Below are 19,395 nucleotides of genomic sequence, written 5' to 3'. Positions count from 1 at the left end.
ACCCAATCCTAAACCAGAATGATCAATGACCAACCGCCAATCCCCCCGCTCCGCCAGCTATGTGACGAGCGCTGCGCAGGGGGATTAGCTGTCACCGCGTGTTACACCACCAAATGGGACGTGATCCCGTTTTTTATTGGTGGATCAGCTGCCCGAAGGCTAAATACCGCTTTAGCGGCTGCCGACTGAGGTACCAATCGAGTTGAAGCGGGTGCCCATATTGTTGCCAAGACGGGTCAACGAGGAGATCAGCACGACAGCGATCAAGGCTGCGATCAGGCCATATTCAATGGCAGTCGCCCCAGATTCGCCCTTACGAAATTTTTGCAAAAACTTTTTCAACGGTCTCTTCCTTCTGACATGCGCGCACGAGATGGCATCTACTAAGCGAGATTCCTTTCTCTGCATGATCACCTACACGACACAGGAATAAACATTAGGTAAAATCAGGTACTCAAACTTTATCTATCAGAGGTCCTGGCTATCTTGAGACATGAAATCGCGATTCTAAACCACATTGAAAAATTTCACTTACAAGTAGACACTCCCAATAAATACTCAAACTGGAACAGCGATATTCTTTCCACCAAAGACTGATTGCCAATTCTCTATCTCGCTCACAACGACATCATCTGTCGCATGCACCAACTCCGCCACTTGGGCATAAGAAATAAACTGCTCAGGCCCAGCGAGCAGGATGGCACCTCGTTCGGCAATCACATCAAGCTTTTCCGCTGTGACTTCAGAGATTGCCGAAAAGCGCTCAAAATCACCAAAATAGCGGATGGAAGCGATGGCTCCGCCAAAGGTGGGCAAGAAGACGCCTAAGAAAGTGAATAGCTTTGAGAAATGGCTCGCCACTTCTTTCGAGATCAAATGGGTCGTGCCGGCGAGTTTTAGCCCCAAATAGAGCGACACCGAAAGGACCGCGAGGGCGAATAAGGCTTCAGACAATTGATCCAAGCGGTGATGCGTCTTGTGCAGACGCTTGGCCTTTTGTCGATGATACGTGCTTTGCGCTGCGGCGTGGCGCAGGACAAGATCACAAAGCGCGGTACGCAGGTAAGTGGACGTGATTGTCACTTGCGGCAGACCGACATCACGCAGCCCGTGACGAGCATACCATTCGGGCCAGGATGTCTGCGTGCCACGCGGCCATCGACCCGCAGGCCGCGCGACCCCAAGTGTCAAGAGGATTGTGGCATGACGCAGATATTCTGCCACGCGGCGGGTCTCAAACCAACGACGATGCCAACGGCGCTTTTGTCCAATCCACGTGATAGCCAAAATTCCGGCAAGCAAAACCAATTCAAACCCCGCAAAAATCCACTTCTGCTCACTCGAGGCCATAGGCAAATAAGCAATACCGCCGACCACCGCGAAAGCGGCGAACAAAAAGTTTAGAACCATGCCGCCACGATAGGCATCCGACAAATGCGACGAGATGCCATCTGCCCAGACGAAGCGCTTGAGAATGTCTGCCGAAATTTTCTCCACGAAATCGGGGTCTTGCTGCACCAGGTTTCGCGCAGCTTCAATCTGCGCTTGGCTATCGCCTGTGGGAGCAGCCCCGGGACTTTCATAGCTTAGGCTGAGATTGCGGAACCGATCAGCAAGGCGTTCTGAACCAAAGAGGGCCTCCACGCGACGATAACCATGCCACCAAAATTGGCTCTTTGGTCGCCATTTTTCGGCCTCGAGCGCCTTTAAACCCTCTTCATGATTGCCCTTATGGACTTTTGCTTTGCCAGGCGTTGGGCGTAAAACGGACTCTACCAGCTTGCGTAAATCTTCTTGCGGTTGGGTTGCATCGCCCGTCACGTGCGGCAGTGTGGCCAAGTGCTCCGGCACACTTAAGATGCGCCAACTTCGGGGGTTGCGCGCATCAATCCAAAGCACGGGCGTTCCCATCGACAAGGCAAGCGCAATCGTGTGGCCCGTCCCGCCAACAAAGCTGGTGCTGGCCCCATCCCAAACACCGACGACAAGATCTGATTGCTCGATCATCACTTGGGCGGCCAAGGCCACACGTTCGGAGGCCGCAAAGGAATAGGCTTGGGCCGCATTAACGTCCTTAGGAGCGGCAAGTTTGGCAAGATAGAGGCGCTCTATCAGTGCATCTCGATCAGCGAGCTCAAATAAGCGCGCGGAAGCGACTAATTCGTCGATCACAGCCGCCCGGGCCTTGGTTGGCGTAGAACAAGCCCCTGCCCCCGACAGCAAGAAACGCGCTTCGTCCGCATCAAGCGGATGGGCATTGATCGCAGTGTTTAATTTGCGCCCGAACGGCAAAGGCGCGACTAATTCCCAAGCGCGGTCCTTGGCTTGGCGTGCCGCAATTTGATCGAGACCATCCACCAGGAGGGAATGTATGCGGGTTGCGGCCACTGTCGCTTTCGGCTCCGCAGCGCGCTCTTGTGCAACCGCCGAATCCAGCAAGTCGAACACCTGTTCCAACGCCACTTCGATTGAGGCCCGATTGACCGAAAAAGCTGGGTTGGCTTCACGATGGCCTGTGACACCCAAACACAGGCGGATCGCAGGGGCGGTGGGAACTGAAAACGATAATTGCTTAGCCATGGAATAGAGCTATCCCTAGCCTGATCGGCACGTAGATTTCATGGGCTTTAAGGCCTGCGAGCGGGCTATTTCCCTGATTAGAAATGTTCATCCTCGCCCCGTCGACGTCCAACTTGCATCAAGATTCTTGGTTCCAGCGTTACAGGAGCCACAGGATCCCGTCGAGAGTCTATTCGGAGGCTCGTCGGGTCTTTCGCATCTTGATTTTTCGCCATGAGGGTCGATAGTCGAGAGCCTGATCTGACATAGCGAGTTTTTAGCATGCCCATTCAAGCCTCTGATACTTTTACGCAGCTTGCGCGTCTCGCCTTCTTGGTGATCATTGGTGTCGGGTCAGTAGCCACAGCCCAAGATTTGGACCCAGCCACCCCGCCAGTGGCAACAGAAACCCTGTTGGGCGGGGCGGATCAGGATTACGAGGTAGAGCCGTTTGAGCTGCTCGACGTTTTCGACGGTTGTGTCTTGAACCTCGATGGCAGTAATAAATACTGCACCTTGGAAGGGATGGGGGGCCACTTTCTCAACAAGAATGAAGCCTATTGGCAAGCCCAAATCTCAAGAAATGTTCCGGCTTCTGAGTATCCAGCAGCAGTCCGTCAAAAGTTTCCCTTATGGGAGCTAAATCACGTGTGTGGTGGGTCTATGATTGCGCCGAATTGGATTCTGACGGCGGCGCATTGCATCAAACAAGACGATGTGCTCCGCTACGGCCTGACGGTTCGTTTGGGCGTAGGTGATTTATCAAAATCAGAAGGGGTTGCCTTCAAAATTGATCGCGTGATCGTCCATAAAGATTACAATGCCCAAACAAAACTCAATGATATCGCCCTCTTGCACTATGTCGATGAACGGACGGACCCTAAGCCGCTAAAGGAACTGGGGATTAAGCCCATCTTCCTCCACGGGGACATAGGGGAAGGCCCTCGCCTTACACCGGAACATCAATTGATCACCATGGGGTGGGGTGTGACTTCGGTCGGGCCTGACGGTCGCAATTCGAAGAATCTCCTAGGATTCAATCTTAACCGCATGCCCAATCAGTTTTGTGCCCAAGCCCTCAAAGCGCCTGACAGGATAAATGAAACAGTAATTTGCGCGATTGGGCCGGGTATTGATGCATGTCAAGGGGACAGTGGCGGCCCGCTTAATGCAGCAGTCTTCCATCGCAGCTCTGGGCGCGCAGTTGCTGTCCAAGTCGGAATTGTGAGTTGGGGAATTGGTTGCGCTGTCCCCGGCAATCCCGGAGTCTACACGCGCGTTTCTCGGCATCTAGGCTGGATCCGCCGGGCGATGGCAGCACCTAGCGATGTGAGTGTGCTGCGCTAAACGGCTTACGGTCAGATACAAAAAGGGCGGGCACCCGCATCGCTGCACTGGCACCCGCCCTCTGGAGTTTTAAATCGGAGTGAGCCCTATTTCGGTGCATCCGGAGCAGCTGGTGCCCGACGATCTGGGTTGGCACGTTCTTCTTCAGTTGGCGGTGCTTCCGCGGGAGCCGCAGCATCCACAGCATTCATGCTCTCTTCTGGCATGGCAGCGGCTGCATCGGTGGCATTCGTGGCGGCATCTGCAGCGGCATCAGCAGCGGGCGCAACTTCATTAGTAACGGCGGCATCAGCAGCAGGCTCGGCAGGCTTTGGCTGGCTACAGCCTGCGACGGTAATGCCTGCAACAGCAGCGAGTGCAATGAGTTTCAATTTCAACATGTCAGACCCTCCCAAAAAGTTTGGTCCATGAGCTTAAGCTGACCTGCAAGGGTTTAGCAATTGGAAAAATGGCCACTTAGGATGATCACACGCGTCATTTTCGCTGAATTATTCAATTAAATTGTCCTGAAAGTCCGATTCAGGTTGCGGTGGGGTCAAATTAGGCAAATATGGGCGCACTCCCGCATTGCAAAAGTTTGCAAAGGTGGGATGTTGGGAGCAAATGCCATGACCATTCATGCCGCGGATTTGAAGAGCCAAGATTGGCGTAAGCAAGGGCTAGCTCCTGCACTTTTGATTCTAATGGTCGTGACCACTCCCCTATCTGCAACCGCGCAAAGCGCGCCAGAACCAGAGCCGGGCGCAGGCGTTCTTGGCGGCGCAGACATGGAGGCCGAACCCGCCCAAGACGGCATGGAACAGGGCTTACCTCCATGCTTAGCGGGTCAGGCAGGCCTGCAATCCTGCCAAGAAACCATCATCGGTGGCCAGAATGTTGGCCCGGGTGAAGCACCATGGCAGGTTCAAATTTTTCGGGCCTATGACCTGCAAGCTGGCAGAAACCCGCACCAAGACTGGAAGGAGCATGTCTTGTGTGGCGGGTCCTATATCGGCAACAACTGGGTCTTGACGGCCGCGCACTGCTTCGACGACGCGAATTTCAAATTGAGCGACTATCGCGTGCGACTTGGTGCGCGCGATCTAAGCAAGGATGAGGGTGTGAGCTTTCGGATTGATCAGGCCGTGCGCCATTCGGGATATGATTCAATCCTAAAACTCAACGATATAGCCCTGTTGCACTTTGTTGATGAACGGCTTTTGAAGTGGGACATCGGCCGTTATGGTGTGGAAGCCATCGCATTGCATGGCGATGTCCCATCAGGCCCATCCTTAACGCCCAATCACCTGTTTATGGTTACCGGTTGGGGCCTCACCTCTTATCGTGATAAAGACAGCTTTTCGCCCATTCTGCAAAAGGTCCAATTGCAACGCATGCCGACGAAAGCCTGCGCGGACAAATTGGAGAAGCCGGACCAGATCAATTCGACTGTCTTGTGCGCGCGCGAGCCAGATAGCCAGATGCTCAATGATCGTCCCGGTCAGGAAAGCCAAGACGCCTGTCAAGCCGATAGTGGCGGGCCAATGACCATCACCAACCCCCGAGGCACGCCGATTCAAGTTGGCATTGTTAGCTGGGGCAGAGGGTGCGGCTATCGAGGCTTTCCGGGCGTCTATACGCGCGTGGCCATGCATATTGAGTGGATAAGGTCGGCCAAGCGCCTGCCGCCCGCGCGCCGTTCCTACCCCTAGCGGCTCTAGATAAACCCAATGACTTCTACCAAGCGCTGATAGGCTGCATTGCCCTTAAGCTTGTCCAAGAGTGGGTCTGTAAACAGGTTTGCGAGGCCCGCATCTTTAACCTGATAGGCGCGCTCCAGCTGCGCTACGGCACGCTCCAGCTCACCCCACATCGCATAGACTTGCGCCTGCTGATAGAGACCAGAATCTCCCGCCTCGCCGACGAGCTTTTCAAGATTGACTTGCGCAGCGGCTTTCTGGCCTGTCAAATGGTCCAGGATCGCAAGACCTGGCAACGCGAATACCCGATTTGGCTCAGCCTCATAGGCCTGTCGCGCCTCAGCCAGACGGCCCATAAGCAGGAGTGCCGTGCCACGGAAACTATGCGCGACACTCATTTTTGGGTTCATGCTCAGCGCGCGCTCAAAAAATGGCAAGGCTTCTGCGTAACGACGAGCCAGTAACGCGATTGTGCCGGAAGAGCGGAACACGGTTGGGTTAAGTGGGTCCAAAGTCGTAGCCCGTGCGATTGTTTCCGCTGCCTCATCAGCACGGCCGGTTCGGGCACAGAAAACGGCAAATCCGGTCAAGACGTCGCCGTCGCCCCGGCCATACTTTATCGATTGCGCAAATACAGGCTTTGCCGCTTTAACATCGAGCCCAACATTGAACAGGCCGAATCCTAAAGCCGAGTATCCGTCAGCAAAATCGGGGGCGAGGGCGACGGCCTTCCGGCCCGCTGCGATCGCATCCAAGCGCATCTTTTCTGCAGCATTGGGGGAAATTGACTGGCCATAGAGTACAGAAAGCGTGCGAGAGCGCCACGCATGGGCGGCTGCATAATTGGGGTCTAGGGTAAGGGCGGCGTCAAACTGTGCTAGGGCGTCGCGATCAGTTTGGCCACCTAGCGCGGATTCAAACAGAGCCCGGCCTTTCAGCTTATGCTCAAACGCGGCAACATTTTGAGTGCCGCCGGGACTGGTGCCAGACGCTTTGGCGGTTGGAGCCTTTTCAGAAGTCTGCTGCGCGACCCGGTCGACCAGAGCGGTTGTGACCGCGGCTGCAATCTCGCTCTGCACGGCAAATACATTGTCAATTGGGCGCTCAAACGTTTGCGTCCAAAGGCTAAAGCCCGTTTTTCCATCGATCAGTTCTGCATTTACGCGGACGAGCGAGTCGGCCTTGCGCGCGTTGCCGTCGAGGAGATAGACAACGCCCAATTTGCTTGCCATCTCCTTAGCCGTCTGGGCGCGATCTTTAAATGCCGAAGACGAGGTTTGTGCGGCGACTTGCAAGGCTGAATTGCGCGCAAGTTCGGCGCGTACCTCTGCCGAGAGCCCGTCTGCAAAGTAGTCTTGCTTGGGATCACCGCTGAGATTGAGGAAGGGCAATACCGCGACACGATTATCCAAAGCAGCCGAGCGACCCGCCGCCCCGGCCTGTTGGTCCTTGCGGTTCAACCACCAGATTAGTCCAGTTCCGACAAGGCCGATGCCAGCGGCACCAACCCCGATCAAAATACGACGGTTTAGGCTCTGCTTGTACCCTGCGTCCAGATAGACTTCACGGATACTGGGTACTTCTTTGGCTGGGCCAGGCGTATTGCCTTGCACCGGATGTGAGCGTTGCGCCAAATGCTGTCGCACATCCGCCAAGAAAGCTCGCCAAGCCGGATCGGTACGATCACCAGCCCAGTGACCGAGCTCAGCCGTTTGGGTTAGCTCAAACATAATCGGCCGTTCGCAGACCTCAATCATGGCAGGAACAAGGGTCTTTTGCCGATTTGCAATTGTCGCTTCTGCGCGCACCCACCGAGAAGCCACCGACTTCTTAGACCATAGGACCACGACGGCACCGGCTTCTCGTAAAGCCTTCTCAGTTACTTCGTCATAGGCCTCGCCCGCGCGCAGCGTGGTATCCCACCAAACATCAAAACCTTCACTCGCAAACGCGTCGGCAAAGAGCCGTGCTTTGGCTTGGTCCTCTCGGTTATAGGATAGGAAGATGTCCGGCACCTACAGTCCCCATGTTTCAACCCCTACTTGTACAGAAAGCTGAGCGGGACGTCGAGGCCTTTGGCCAAATAGTCGATTTAGATCAGGCGGCTTGCTAAAGAGGGCAGCAAGCCACTCAGGGACTAGGCACGTACTAAGTCAGACGCAGCGTGGAACGCTGCCTCATCCAGGCCAAGCGCCGAAAGGGCGGCTGACAGAATGCCCAAGCTATCGAGGCCAGCTTCTGCAATCATGGCGTTCGGGCTGGCCTGATCTTGGAACCGGTCAGGTAATGTCAAGGCACGAATGCGCAAGCCCTTGTCTAAAGCCCCTTCTTTGGCCAAGAAGTGAAGCACGAACGCGCCGAAGCCACCCACGGCACCTTCTTCGATCGTCAACAGAACTTCATGTTCCCGCGCGAGACGACGAACCAAGTCTTCATCAATCGGTTTGGCAAAACGTGCATCTGCGACAGTGGTCGACAGGCCCATCGCGTTGAGGCGATCTGCTGCCCGCAACGTGTCACCAAGCCTTGCCCCGAAGGACAGAAGCGCGATCTTTGTGCCTTCGCGCAGGATGCGACCTTTGCCAATTTCTAAAGGCGCGGGATCTGCCGGCATAGCCAGACCCAATGCCTCACCCCGGGGGTAACGTACGCCACTGGGGCCCTCATCATAGGCAGCGCAAGTTGCAACCATGCGGGCCAGTTCGACTTCATCCGCAGCCCCCATCAGCACAAAGCCAGGAAGCGCACCCAAAAAGCCAATGTCAAACGAACCAGCATGGGTTGCCCCATCTGCGCCCACTAGCCCAGCGCGGTCGATGGCAAAGCGGACGGGAAGTTTCTGGATCGCCACGTCATGAACGACTTGATCATAACCGCGTTGCAGGAATGTAGAATAGATTGCGGCAAAAGGCTTCATACCATCGGCCGCAAGGCCTGCCGCGAAGGTAACGGCGTGCTGCTCGGCAATCCCGACGTCGAACATGCGATCTGGGAATGCGGCTTCAAACAAATCTAGGCCCGTGCCCGTGGGCATGGCAGCCGTAATGGCTACGACGCGAGAATCTTTGCGCGCTTCATGCACTAAGGAATCACCAAACACCTTGGTATAGGTTGGCGGACCCGCTGGGGCCTTTTGTTGTTCGCCGGTGATAACGTTGAATTTCGAAACGCCGTGGTACTTATCAGCCGCACTTTCGGCCGGGGCATAACCCATGCCCTTCTGGGTGCGGACGTGAACCAGAACGGGTTTATGGTCGATTTCGCTCGCATTGCGCAGGATCGGCACTAGGGTGTCGAGGTCGTGACCATCAACCACGCCAATATAGTGGAAGCCAAGCTCTTCAAAGAAGGTGCCACCCTGGACCATACCACGAGCATATTCATCTGCTTTGCGCGCAGCATCCGCGAGCGGCAAGGGCCAGACTTCAATCATTTTTTTGGCGGCTTTGCGCAGCGATAAGAATGACCGTCCGGAAAGTAAGCGCGCAAAATAATTGCTCATCGCCCCAACGGGCGGCGCAATCGACATGTCATTGTCGTTCAAGATGACGATCAACCGCTTGGTCGAAGAGGCGGCGATATTCATCGCCTCATACGCCATACCGGCCGTCATGGAGCCATCGCCGATCACAGCGATGACGTGGTTGTTATCGCCTTTCAAATCGCGCGCGACACAAAATCCAAGCGCCGCAGAGATCGATGTCGCAGCATGGGCTGCGCCAAATGGATCATAAACACTTTCAGAACGCTTGGTAAAACCAGATAAGCCATTGGCTTGCCGCAAGGTACGAATGCGGTCGCGACGGCCTGTGAGGATTTTATGGGGATAGGCCTGATGGCCCACATCCCAGATCAGAATATCGTCCGGGGTATCAAAAACATGGTGCAAAGCAACGGTCAGCTCGACCACGCCCAAGCCAGCGCCAAGGTGACCACCGGTGACAGACACAGCATCAATCATGGTGTCGCGAACTTCGCCAGCCAATTGGGTGAGCTGCTCTCGCTCGAGAAACCGCATGTCTGCCGGGGTGTGGATCGTATCCAAGAGCGGAGTTTCGCGCATGGCCTGCTTCCTTCTAAGGCGAGTGTTGCGTTTTAGGGTGGTGCGAGGGCAACCAGCTTGTTTTGGGGCGAACATCTGGGCTCAGCTTGGGCCCAGCCTAGAGGTAGGGGGCAATTGGGGCCAATGCACCGGCATTGACCCCAATCAAAAGGGTTCGCTTAGCGAGGTGGGGCGTAATTGTGGACTTCAGCCCAGCCATACCAGTCGCTGACGACGGTCCCTGTCAACAAGATCCCGATGCCGCCGGTAAGAGTGGTCAGCACGGCGAACCACCAAGCCCAGCGGTGGATGGATTCCATCGAGGCATTGAAGCCCATGGTCCAGCGCCAGAACAATGCAGCCCGTTCAGAAGCCGTACCGCGATCGGTGATCTGCTCAATCTCACGCTCACCGCCATAGCGGCTGACGGCAAGAATGGTCGCACCATGCATCGCGAACAAGAGAGCCGACCCGTAGAGGAAGACGATCGAGAGACAATGGAACGGGTTGTAGAACAGATTGCCATAGGTGATGGAGAAAGCCCCGGTCCAATCCAAGTGGGAGAAAATCCCATATGGAACTGCCTCACTCCAGCTGCCCATGAGCATAGGACGAAGGAAGCCCAGCACGAGGAACAACCAGATCGCAGAGGCAAAAGCCCAAGCAACATGGGTGCCCAGACCAAGCGCCCTGGCCCGATTATACGTGCGGACCCACCATAACACCACCGATAGCGTAAAGAAGAAGCCGGTAATCACGAACCAGCCCCCTTGATCAAGCGGTGGCAGAATATTGAAGCCTTGTTCGGGTGGCGGTGGGTTCAAGGAAAGCCACGGCAATTGTCGGATGAACTCGACGATATTGTAATCCACCGAGGCGAACATATTCATGCCGATGATGAATAAGGCAAGGAAGCCAAAGGACAGCGATAAGGTACCTGTCCAGCCTAAGTAGATTGGCCCCAATTGGGCATTGCCGATCTTGCCTAGCAAGCGCGAGATGCCAATAAAGCCTTCGCCGTCGCGCTCCAAACTGCCCTTAGGCAAAGGAACGCCAAGTTCTGCAGGTCCTCGGACCTGGACTTGTGTAAAGATGTTTTGATAGCCAGCCATTTTGCGTGCTCCTGCCTATTAGCCCCAAATTGGGAGTTTAAGCCACATGTCCCACCACTCGGGCCAACCGAGCGACCAGACTGGACCGCTGATTATGATACACACCGCACTCCAGAAGACAGCCGAAAGTGCCAAAAACAGGCCCAGACGGTGGATCCCAAGGGTACCGATGGAATAGCCGAGAATATCGCGGAAGAATGTGTCTTCATGCTCCGGGGTTTTAACCACTTCGCCTTCGCCAGGATTGGTTGCGGACAGGATTAGAGATCCATGCAGTGCCAAAGCAAAGGTGTTCACGAAGAAGAAAGTGACCGCCACCATGTGGGCCGGATTGTAATGGAAATTGATGTATTGGTAGCCGACGTTTGAAACCCAGTCCAAATGCGTAAAGATCCCATACGGAAAGGCATGGCTCCATGAGCCCATGAGAACCGGACGGAAAACTTGCAATGTGACATAGGCAAGGATCGCAAAGCCAAAAGCAAACGGAACGTGGAGCCCCATGCCAAGCTTTCGAGCAATTTCAACTTCGCGTAGCGCCCAAGAGGAAAATGCACCAACTGCGCAGATTGTAATTACTTGCCACAGACCACCTTGTTTCATCGGTGCCAAGGCCAGTCCATAACTTTCAGCGGGCGGTCGAATATCGATCAGCCACACATTCCAAGTTGGACCTATGGCTGCGCCATAAAGGATCAAGGCGGTGCCAAGCGCCGAGAAGAAAATCGCGGTCACTCCGAAGAACCCTACGTAAAAAGGCCCCACCCAAAAGTCGAAGAGGTCGCCGCCAACCAGCGTCCCACCTCGAACACGATATTTGCGTTCAAAACTCAGCAAGGCCATGATTTGCGTCCTCCCTTGCTCGCTGAAATCAACACGTCAGCGAATTCGTGCAAAAAGCGACAGTGGGAGCAGACGACCTTGATTGTCGGTCGTCTGCACCTACCAGCGCGTGCGAACAGCGAGGCCCGCAAGCGCATTTTTGGTTAGCTCAGCCGTGAGACGGAGCTGAGCTCTGCAAAGAAGCAGCTGGTGCTGCTGCTGCAGGCGGCTCATTAACTTCAAGGAAGTTGTACCGTGTGGTGCTGAGCATCAGGAAATGCATGAGCATCACCATGGTTGCCATAACGGTCATGAGTGCCACCAACAGGCGACGTGGATCAAATAGAAGCCAAATGCGATACATGATCTATCTCCCTTCCTAGAACCACGGACGCCACATCCAGATCAGGATGTGAGCGACAAATGAGGCGGCGAAAAACGCAGCAAAACCACCCATGAAGATACGATGGAATTCCTTCGCTTCATTGCTGGTCAGACCGCTGATCGAGCCTGAGTTTGAGTCATTAGCCATTAGTTACCCTCCATATTTTGGAACGGCTATTGTTGTGGTGAGCCCCCACAACTGGGCCAGTCGCGTCGCAGAACGGCGCGGCGGCTTGGATGGCTTGCGCAAGGCGAGCCAAAAGGGTCATTCTGCCGGTCGAAGTCCGGCAGAAAATTTCTTGAGAGGAGGAGAGGGATGCAAACATGATCCGACCTCACGCCATCTCTTGCTGGGTGCGCGTCACGCGCTCCAGAGCAACATTTGTTTCGCCAGCAAGGCGGGCGGCCCGTTCTGCGCTGTCCCGCAGGCGCTTAGCCGCAGAGATGCGGACCAGGACGGGTTGTCTGTCGACAATGGCATCAAGCGCGGCCTTGGCATCGTCATCCCAGGATAATTCGACATGGTGCCGCGCTGGTGTGGCCTCAACTTTGTCCATTTGTCCGGCGAGCGGCAGAATATGAAACAACGCGTCGAACAGCGCATTGCACACTTCCTGGATCAGATAAGTCGCGCCGGAATAGCCCATGAAAGGGGTGCCGGTATGACGACGAATGATGGCCCCAGGGAAGCTAGCCGGAATGAAGCAAGCCCGTGAGCCAAGCTCGGCCATATACATCCGCTCATTCACGCTGCCGAACAGGATCAAAGGCGGACTGGTCTTTAAGGCCTCCAGAACAGCTTGATTGTCGGGCTTAACCCCTGCGCGTCTGCCGAAGGAGAACGTGCACGGAAGACCCATATCGGTCTCAAGGAAGTTGCGAACCCCACGCGCATAAGTCTCGTTGGCGACAATGGCGAAGCTAGCCGTACCAAAGAAGTCTTGTGTGACCGAGCGCCACAAATCCCATATCGGCTTGATTGTGGTGTGCTTTTCCTTGGCGATGAAAGGCTCTGGATCCAGACCCGTCATTTCACCCAGTTTACGCAAGAACAACGTCGTTGATTCAAGTCCAATCGGGGCCTGCAAGTAAGGCCGTTCAAGCGTTTCGCAGAGATTGCGGCCAAACTCACGATACATGCACACATTAACTTCGGCTTCTGCCAGTCGCTTTACATCGGCCAAATGCGAGCCAAGCGGGAACACCATGCCAACTTCTGCACCAATGCCCTCGATCAAGCGCCGAATTTCGGCCAAGTCGGAGGGTAGATTGAACATGCCGTAAGCCGGGCCAATGATATTGACTTTGGGCTTCGCACCTTCTTTGCGTGGCTTAAGCTTTGGCACTTTCTTGGTGCCGAAATTGGTCCAGAGCCAGGTTAATGCACGGTCTGCACTTTGCCACTGATCTTCATCGATCGTGCGCGGCAGAAATCGTTGAATGTTCGTGCCCTCAGGCGTCACCCCGCCGCCGATCATTTCCGCGATAGAACCGGTTACAACCACTGCCGGCAAATGCGGGTCAAGTGCTTTCCAGGCCCGCTTCATCGCAGCTTCGGTGCCGGTTTGGCCTAATTCTTCTTCGCCAAGGCCTGTGACAACAATCGGCAATTCATGCGGCGGCAATGCGTCGGTGTAATGCAGAACCGAGGTTACAGGCAGGTTTTCACACCCGACAGGCCCATCGATAATGACTTGCAGGCCTTTAATGGCTGTGAAGGCATAAACAGCGCCCCAATAGCCACCGGCACGGTCGTGATCAAGCACCAAGGTCATGTTCCCACGGCCTCCTCTGCTGCGCGCGTTGCGGCTAAGGCTCTGGCATATTTAGCTTTAAACTCTGGGCGCTCCACTGGGGTATCTTCCCAGACACCAGCCGTGTCGTGTGAACCGACGCCGTCAAAGAAAGCCGTCATCTTCTCGAAACGGGCGCGATTGGCCAAAGCGGCATTGATCACGGTCGCTAGCGAGCCTGCACCTGCTGGTCCCATAAGAGGCCGCGCGGAGATTAGATTGGTGAAGTAGAGCGCAGGGATCGACAATTGCTTGGCGTGTTGCACCACTGGAGTCGTGCCAATAGCGAGATCTGGGCGAATGGCATCGACCGCTGCAATATCTTGCTCCAACGAAGCGCGATACTGAACCAGAACGCCCTTGCTCTCCAGCCACTCACGGTCAGGCTCAGACCAAGGCGTACGCGGGCAGGCGGTGCCGACATAAGCGACTTCCGCTCCACTTTCGATCAAAAGGCGCGCAACTAAAAGCTCGGAGCCCTCATAGCCCGACACGGTCAGGCGGCCCTTAATCGGCGCATTTGACAAGGCGGCCTTGATGGCTGGCAAGAAGCGGTTTTTAGCAAAGTCGACTTTGGCTTGGGCAATGCCGCAAGCCTCGCCAATGGCGTCCAACCAAGCGGCAGTGCCGTCGCGACCAACCGGGGCAGAGCCGACGATCTTGCGACCTGCCGTCTGAAACTCTCTGACACTTGCCGTATAGAAGGGGTGAATGGCCGCAACTGCAGCGCAATCAAGGGCGGCATAAAGTTCACGCCACTCACGCGTTGGTACAACCGGACCTGCTGCCAAGCCCAAAGGCTCTAGCATCATGCCAATGCCGACTGGGTCTGCGGGGAACATCTCACCCAAGAGCGTGATGGTTGGCCGATCCTTCGACAGATTTTGAGGTGCTTGGACAGGGCCAGCTTCGGCCTCCGTACGGGCATAGCGCAACATGGCCCCAGCCAGCACATCCTTGGCTTCTGCATGGGTTGGAATGCCAAAGCCTGGCACATCAATGCCAATGATGCGCACACCATTGATCTCTTTAGGCAACAATTGCAGCGGCACGCCCGAAGCGGTCGGCACGCACAAATTGGTCACAACGATGGTGTCGTAGAGCGCAGGGTCTGCAAGCTCGAACACCGCATCGCGAATGTCCTCAAACAGCTTACCCGTGACCAAAGTCTCGGAGTTAAACGGCACGTAACCGACGCTACGTCGCGCGCCATAGAAGTGCGAGGTAAAGGTCAGGCCATAAACACAGCAAGCTGAGCCTGACAGGACCGTCGCCGTGCGCCGCATGCGAAGCCCAACGCGCAAGGACCCGAAAGCCGGGCACATGCTTTGTGGCTGATCGTGCGGGCCCTTTGGATAATCTACGGCATAGAGGTCCAGAATCTCAGACTTACCCGCTGCCTTAGCAGCCGCGGCCATGGTTTCTGCCCCTGCATGACATCCTTGCCCTGCTTGATCTGAGGAAGCAGGCACATCATCCGGCGGCGGCTGGAAAGAAGCGTGGTAGTCGGTCATTGCTGGTTACACCGTGTCATAGACCACCTCCAGCGTTGGCTTTTCAGCAAACACACCGCCGCGCATATCGGCTTGGGTTGCCGGGCGCAGCACGAAGTCACCACCAGTCTGATCAGGCGAGAACAAGCCCAACAGGCCGTCCTGGCTGAGAGGTGTTGGGCGGACAGGCGGTGCCGTGGCCACATTCATGGCCAATTCTTCAAACAAGGGGCCCCAGGTGTCGCCCGGCGTGCCGATGATCTGATAATTTGCCGATTTCCGACGAATATCTTCGTCAGCCGGAATAGCTGAAAGGACGGGAATGCCGACGGCCTTTGCAAAGGCCTGCGCCTCACCGGTGCCATCATCCTTATTGATCAACATGCCAGCGACGCCGACGTTTCCACCTAGTTTGCGGAAATATTCCACAGCCGAGCAGACGTTATTGGCGACATAAAGCGATTGCAGGTCGTTTGAGCCGACCACGATCACTTTCTGGCACATGTCACGGGCGATTGGCAGGCCAAAGCCGCCACAGACCACGTCACCCAAGAAGTCCAGAAGAACATAGTCAAAGCCCCAATCATGGAAGCCGAGTTTCTCAAGCAACTCAAACCCATGGATAATCCCGCGGCCGCCACAGCCGCGCCCGACTTCAGGGCCGCCCAATTCCATGGCAAACACGCCGTCGCGGACGAAGCACACGTCTTCGATTTTCACCTCTTCACCGGCCAGTTTTTTCTTGGCCGAGGTTTCGATGATGGTGGGGCAAGACTTGCCGCCAAACAAAAGTGACGTGGTGTCAGATTTAGGATCACATCCGATCAGAAGGACGCGCTTTCCTTGTTGCGCCATCATATAGCTGAGGTTGGAGAGGGCAAAGCTTTTGCCACTGCCGCCCTTGCCATAGATCGCGATTACCTGGGTCTCTTTGGTAACTTCACCCGTATGAACGGGATCAGGCTCTTGAGAAGCCTCTTCTACCAGAGCACGTCTATCCAACAGCGTAACGGTCATGCGCAACCTCTCCAGTCCAAAATCATCTTGAGACAGGCAGCATCGGAAAATGCAGTCCTGTAGGCACCGGCGGCACCTTCAGCTTCGGCTTCGTGGGTGATGAGTCCGTCGAGCGACAGACGACCATCGGAAACAAGCTCCAGCGTCGCGGCCAAGTCGGCCGGGGTCCATTCTGCGGCGATGCGAATACGTGCCTCGCGCATGAAAGCAGGGGGGAAGGCAAAGCTGATCGGCTGATCATAAAAGCCCGCCAAAACAATCTCGCCGCCGCGGGCCAGACGCCCGATCCAGCTGTCGAGCAAGGTACCCGCGCCACTGGCGTCGAGAATAACCCGGTAATCGCGACGATGATCGTCGGAAGGATCACAAACGCCATAGCCCATGGCACCGCCATGTCGGTCAGGATTGGTTTCCCAGACTATAGGTGCCGGATAGCCTTCGGCCACAACGATGCGTGCCAATAGCCGACCTAAAACGCCGTGGCCGATGATGAGTTCGGGCGGCAGCGCCCCGTCAGCAATCGCGTGTCGGGCCGTCGCGGCCAGCGCAATGAGAACGCCACGACTGGCCAATGATTCTTGAATGGGGATAACGCGCGCGCTGGGTGCGATCAGGCGCTGGGCAGCACCACCGAACAGACCGCGCGCGCCGATAAAGCCGGTTGATCCTGGAATGAAGACAGTTTGGCCGATGCGGTCTTTTGCGTCCGCTCCAGCGTCCACCACGCGGCCAACAGATTCATAGCCTGGCACGAGGGGATAGCCCATGCCGGGGAATGGCGGCATCCGCCCGCTCCACAACAAGCGCTCCGTACCCGTGCTGATCCCGCTAAAGTCGACATCTACAATGACGTCGTCACGGCCAGCATCCCTAAGCTCAAGCGTTTTCAGCGAGAGCTTCTCAGGCGCTTCCAAGACAACGGCCAAAGTTTCCATACCAAGTCTTCCCTCATGAATGCGGTGTCTGCATCCAATCTTCCAAGGTGTCACTCTAATTGGACGATTAGATATGTCAATTGAAACTGACGCAAAATCGTAGCGATCACTGAGGGAATGTTTTTGGGACAAAAAGGCCCAAAAAGTGAGGCTTTTACCGTGAATCGATCAGGGATGGGCGATTAAGACACGGACCAGCATCGGGGTTCTGGTCGGTTTGTTCACGATGCGGCTAAAGCCAGCTGCGCGTGCCATGGCACTAATCTCGGCCGGCGTGCGGGCTCGACCCCGACCCATTGCCATCAAATAGAAGCCAAAATAGGCCTCAGCCATGGGGTCTTGTGTTGGAAAAGCGGACATTGGCTCCGCAATCATCAAGACACCATTTGGCGGCAGCGCCGCATGGGCAGCGCGCAGGAGCTTCATTACCGTCGCATCATCATGGTCGTGCAGAATGCGGACAAGGGAGATAACGTCAGCGCCCTTTGGCAGAACGCCATCGAGAAAGTTGCCGCCGATCGCCTGCGCCCGATCCCCCAATTGGCGGACATCAAACGCTGCGCGCGCCCGGTCAGCCACAGCAGGCAAGTCGAAGACACGCACCTGCACATGCGGCGCGTGATGCGCAGCCGCTAACGCAAAAGCCCCCTCACCCCCACCGACATCCATAAGGACCTGATGTTGGGTCAATGGATAGGCAGCCAAAATGTCGCTAGCAATCATGGGCTGGGTCGCGCCCATCAAGGCCGAATAGGGAGAGATCGCATCCACTTTCGTCTGATCGGGTCGATCATAAGCGGCATACGGCCAGAAGGAGGCCAATTGCCCCTGCCCACCGCCTTGCTTCAACAAGGCAACTGGGTCGGCAAGGTCGGCATAAAACAGGGCATGATGGCGGATCATATCGCCCAGACCGGCATTGCCGAGAAGCGCTGCTCCCTGCATGCCAAGCGCGTAACGATCTGGGCCCGCCAGCTCTACCAGATCAAGGGATTGGGCCGCCAACAAAAGCCGCGCCGCAGAGTCGAGTGGCAGATCCATGGCTTCTGCCAAAGCTTGGGTCGTCTTTGGACCTTCGGCGAGCTTTTCAGGCAAGCGCAATTGCACGCAAGCAAGCAAAACTTGAGAATAAACAAAGCCTGCCACCAAACCAAACAGGCGATCAGCGCTTTGGTGCGCGATCGGACGGGTCAGGAAAAAGCCAGCAGCCCAGCGCTGAAAGCTTGGACTAGAAACCAAGCGATTGCGCCATGCTGTCCAAGCATCAAGCCAGGAGCGCGGTATCATGGATGTCTAGGCAGCGCTGCGGGCAAGTTGCTTTGGCACAAGGCGTGTCGCCTGAACCCGAACCGTCTCGCGCAGGGCTTTGGCCCCGGCACACTCTGGAATGGATTGGGCCGCACGATCCAAATGCGATTCCAACAAGGCCACAGCGCCATGTACACCGAGTGACGTCACAGCACTTGGCCGTTGCAGCGCATGGTCTCGACCGCTTGTCTTGCCAGATTCCTCACAGTCACCCAGCGCATCCAAAAGATCATCGGCGACCTGATAAGCGGCCCCCAAGCCTTCACCCAAGGCGCGCCAAGGCGCGGGGTCGGCACCCGCAGCCAATGCGCCGGCAGTGGTTGCCGCCACAAACAAGGCACCGGTCTTGGCCTGATGATAAGCATCAACGGGAGCTGAAGTCTCACACTCCCAAGCCTGGCCTGCCACAATCCCATAGGGCGCACCAACACCGCGCGCGATGCAGGAAATCAAGCCCGGCAGTCTGGCGGGGTCCTGCACGCCAGCGCGCGCCAGGACCTCAAATGCCATCACAATCAAAGCGTCACCGGTCAGAAGCGCCAAGGGCACGCCAAACTTCGCATGCACAGTTGGTTTGCCGCGCCGCAGGTCAGCATCATCAAAGCAGGGTAAATCGTCGTGGACCAAAGACGCACAATGGAGAAGCTCAATCGCGGCCGCAGCGGCATCGGCCAGATCAGGACTTGAGCCGCCACAAGCGGCAGAGACAGCCAAGCAAAGTTGCGGGCGCACCCGTGCGCCACCCGGGAAAACGGCATAACGCAGGGCAGCTGCCAATCCAGGCGCTGCATCATCCGCCTGACCCATGGCCACAGCGGCTTCCAAAGCCCGCTCAATCCGTGCTGTATGCGACATATTTCGCTCTCCAACCTCAATCTGTCACATGATTTGGACACATGTTAGC

Annotated in this window: 17 protein-coding genes; 2 read left to right on the top strand and 15 right to left on the bottom strand. The window is 56.1% G+C overall.

All coding sequences use genetic code 11. From position 1 onward, the window contains the following. Nucleotides 1-171 precede the first annotated feature (171 nt). Both ACIQ20_RS08885 and ACIQ20_RS08880 read right to left on the bottom strand, forming a co-directional pair. Complete coding sequence (locus tag ACIQ20_RS08885; RefSeq protein WP_395779466.1) at nucleotides 172-342, bottom strand: Flp family type IVb pilin; 171 nt, start codon at nucleotides 340-342, stop codon at nucleotides 172-174. 216 nt (nucleotides 343-558) lie between these two features. After that, entirely contained in the window at nucleotides 559-2,580 is a 2,022-nt protein-coding gene (locus ACIQ20_RS08880) for a hypothetical protein (protein ID WP_395779464.1), read from the bottom strand. A 261-nt stretch (nucleotides 2,581-2,841) separates the two neighbouring features. Between ACIQ20_RS08880 and ACIQ20_RS08875 the strand changes: the two genes are divergently transcribed. Next, the gene (locus ACIQ20_RS08875; RefSeq protein ID WP_395779462.1) at nucleotides 2,842-3,906 is read left to right on the top strand and encodes a serine protease; all 1,065 of its coding nucleotides are present in this window, start codon (nucleotides 2,842-2,844) and stop codon (nucleotides 3,904-3,906) included. Nucleotides 3,907-3,992: 86 nt separating this feature from the next. Here the strand turns inward: ACIQ20_RS08875 and ACIQ20_RS08870 are convergent, their stop codons facing one another. Beyond that, nucleotides 3,993-4,286 (bottom strand): hypothetical protein, encoded by a 294-nt coding sequence (locus tag ACIQ20_RS08870; protein ID WP_395779460.1) that lies wholly within the window; start codon nucleotides 4,284-4,286, stop codon nucleotides 3,993-3,995. Between the two features lie 228 nt (nucleotides 4,287-4,514). On the opposite strand from ACIQ20_RS08870, the gene ACIQ20_RS08865 reads away from it, so the two are divergent. Beyond that, complete coding sequence (locus ACIQ20_RS08865; RefSeq protein ID WP_395779458.1) at nucleotides 4,515-5,597, top strand: serine protease; 1,083 nt, start codon at nucleotides 4,515-4,517, stop codon at nucleotides 5,595-5,597. Nucleotides 5,598-5,602: 5 nt separating this feature from the next. Here the strand turns inward: ACIQ20_RS08865 and ACIQ20_RS08860 are convergent, their stop codons facing one another. The 12 genes from ACIQ20_RS08860 to ACIQ20_RS08805 all read right to left on the bottom strand — a co-directional run bounded on the left by ACIQ20_RS08860 (nucleotide 5,603) and on the right by ACIQ20_RS08805 (nucleotide 19,346). Beyond that, a complete protein-coding gene (locus ACIQ20_RS08860; protein ID WP_395779456.1) occupies nucleotides 5,603-7,600 on the bottom strand; it encodes a TIR domain-containing protein in 1,998 nt (665 codons plus the stop codon). Between the two features lie 122 nt (nucleotides 7,601-7,722). After that, nucleotides 7,723-9,648 carry a 1-deoxy-D-xylulose-5-phosphate synthase gene (gene dxs / locus ACIQ20_RS08855; protein ID WP_395779454.1) on the bottom strand — a complete coding sequence of 642 codons (1,926 nt, stop codon included), beginning with the start codon at nucleotides 9,646-9,648 and terminating at the stop codon, nucleotides 7,723-7,725. A gap of 158 nt (nucleotides 9,649-9,806) precedes the next feature. Further along, nucleotides 9,807-10,739 (bottom strand): photosynthetic reaction center subunit M, encoded by a 933-nt coding sequence (gene pufM, locus ACIQ20_RS08850; protein ID WP_395779452.1) that lies wholly within the window; start codon nucleotides 10,737-10,739, stop codon nucleotides 9,807-9,809. A gap of 18 nt (nucleotides 10,740-10,757) precedes the next feature. Beyond that, nucleotides 10,758-11,582 carry a photosynthetic reaction center subunit L gene (gene pufL, locus ACIQ20_RS08845; RefSeq protein WP_395779450.1) on the bottom strand — a complete coding sequence of 275 codons (825 nt, stop codon included), beginning with the start codon at nucleotides 11,580-11,582 and terminating at the stop codon, nucleotides 10,758-10,760. A gap of 148 nt (nucleotides 11,583-11,730) precedes the next feature. Continuing rightward, on the bottom strand, nucleotides 11,731-11,925 hold the full coding sequence (gene pufA, locus ACIQ20_RS08840; RefSeq protein ID WP_313588920.1) for a light-harvesting antenna LH1, alpha subunit: 195 nt from the start codon (nucleotides 11,923-11,925) through the stop codon (nucleotides 11,731-11,733). A gap of 15 nt (nucleotides 11,926-11,940) precedes the next feature. Further along, a complete protein-coding gene (gene pufB, locus ACIQ20_RS08835) occupies nucleotides 11,941-12,093 on the bottom strand; it encodes a light-harvesting antenna LH1, beta subunit (RefSeq protein ID WP_395779448.1) in 153 nt (50 codons plus the stop codon). A gap of 187 nt (nucleotides 12,094-12,280) precedes the next feature. Continuing rightward, entirely contained in the window at nucleotides 12,281-13,720 is a 1,440-nt protein-coding gene (gene bchZ, locus ACIQ20_RS08830) for a chlorophyllide a reductase subunit Z (protein WP_395779446.1), read from the bottom strand. Further along, a complete protein-coding gene (gene bchY / locus ACIQ20_RS08825) occupies nucleotides 13,717-15,252 on the bottom strand; it encodes a chlorophyllide a reductase subunit Y (protein ID WP_395779444.1) in 1,536 nt (511 codons plus the stop codon). Before bchY ends, bchZ begins: the two co-directional genes overlap by 4 nt. A 6-nt stretch (nucleotides 15,253-15,258) precedes the next feature. Next, the gene (locus ACIQ20_RS08820; RefSeq protein WP_395779442.1) at nucleotides 15,259-16,248 is read right to left on the bottom strand and encodes a chlorophyllide a reductase iron protein subunit X; all 990 of its coding nucleotides are present in this window, start codon (nucleotides 16,246-16,248) and stop codon (nucleotides 15,259-15,261) included. Next, nucleotides 16,245-17,183, bottom strand: coding sequence for a chlorophyll synthesis pathway protein BchC (gene bchC / locus ACIQ20_RS08815; RefSeq protein WP_395779440.1), 939 nt, complete (start codon nucleotides 17,181-17,183; stop codon nucleotides 16,245-16,247). The genes ACIQ20_RS08820 and bchC overlap by 4 nt, the downstream gene beginning before the upstream one ends. Nucleotides 17,184-17,351: 168 nt before the next feature. Beyond that, complete coding sequence (locus tag ACIQ20_RS08810) at nucleotides 17,352-18,470, bottom strand: methyltransferase (RefSeq protein ID WP_395779438.1); 1,119 nt, start codon at nucleotides 18,468-18,470, stop codon at nucleotides 17,352-17,354. Between the two features lie 6 nt (nucleotides 18,471-18,476). Next, nucleotides 18,477-19,346, bottom strand: a complete 870-nt coding sequence (locus tag ACIQ20_RS08805; RefSeq protein ID WP_395779436.1) for a polyprenyl synthetase family protein — start codon at nucleotides 19,344-19,346, stop codon at nucleotides 18,477-18,479. Between the last annotated feature and the right edge of the window lie 49 nt (nucleotides 19,347-19,395).

The organism is Aquidulcibacter sp. (assembly GCF_044346625.1).
In the GTDB taxonomy this organism is placed as follows: domain Bacteria; phylum Pseudomonadota; class Alphaproteobacteria; order Caulobacterales; family Aquidulcibacteraceae; genus Aquidulcibacter.
The sequence above is the reverse complement of the archived record's forward strand: the minus strand, read 5'-3'. Positions and strand labels throughout refer to the sequence as shown.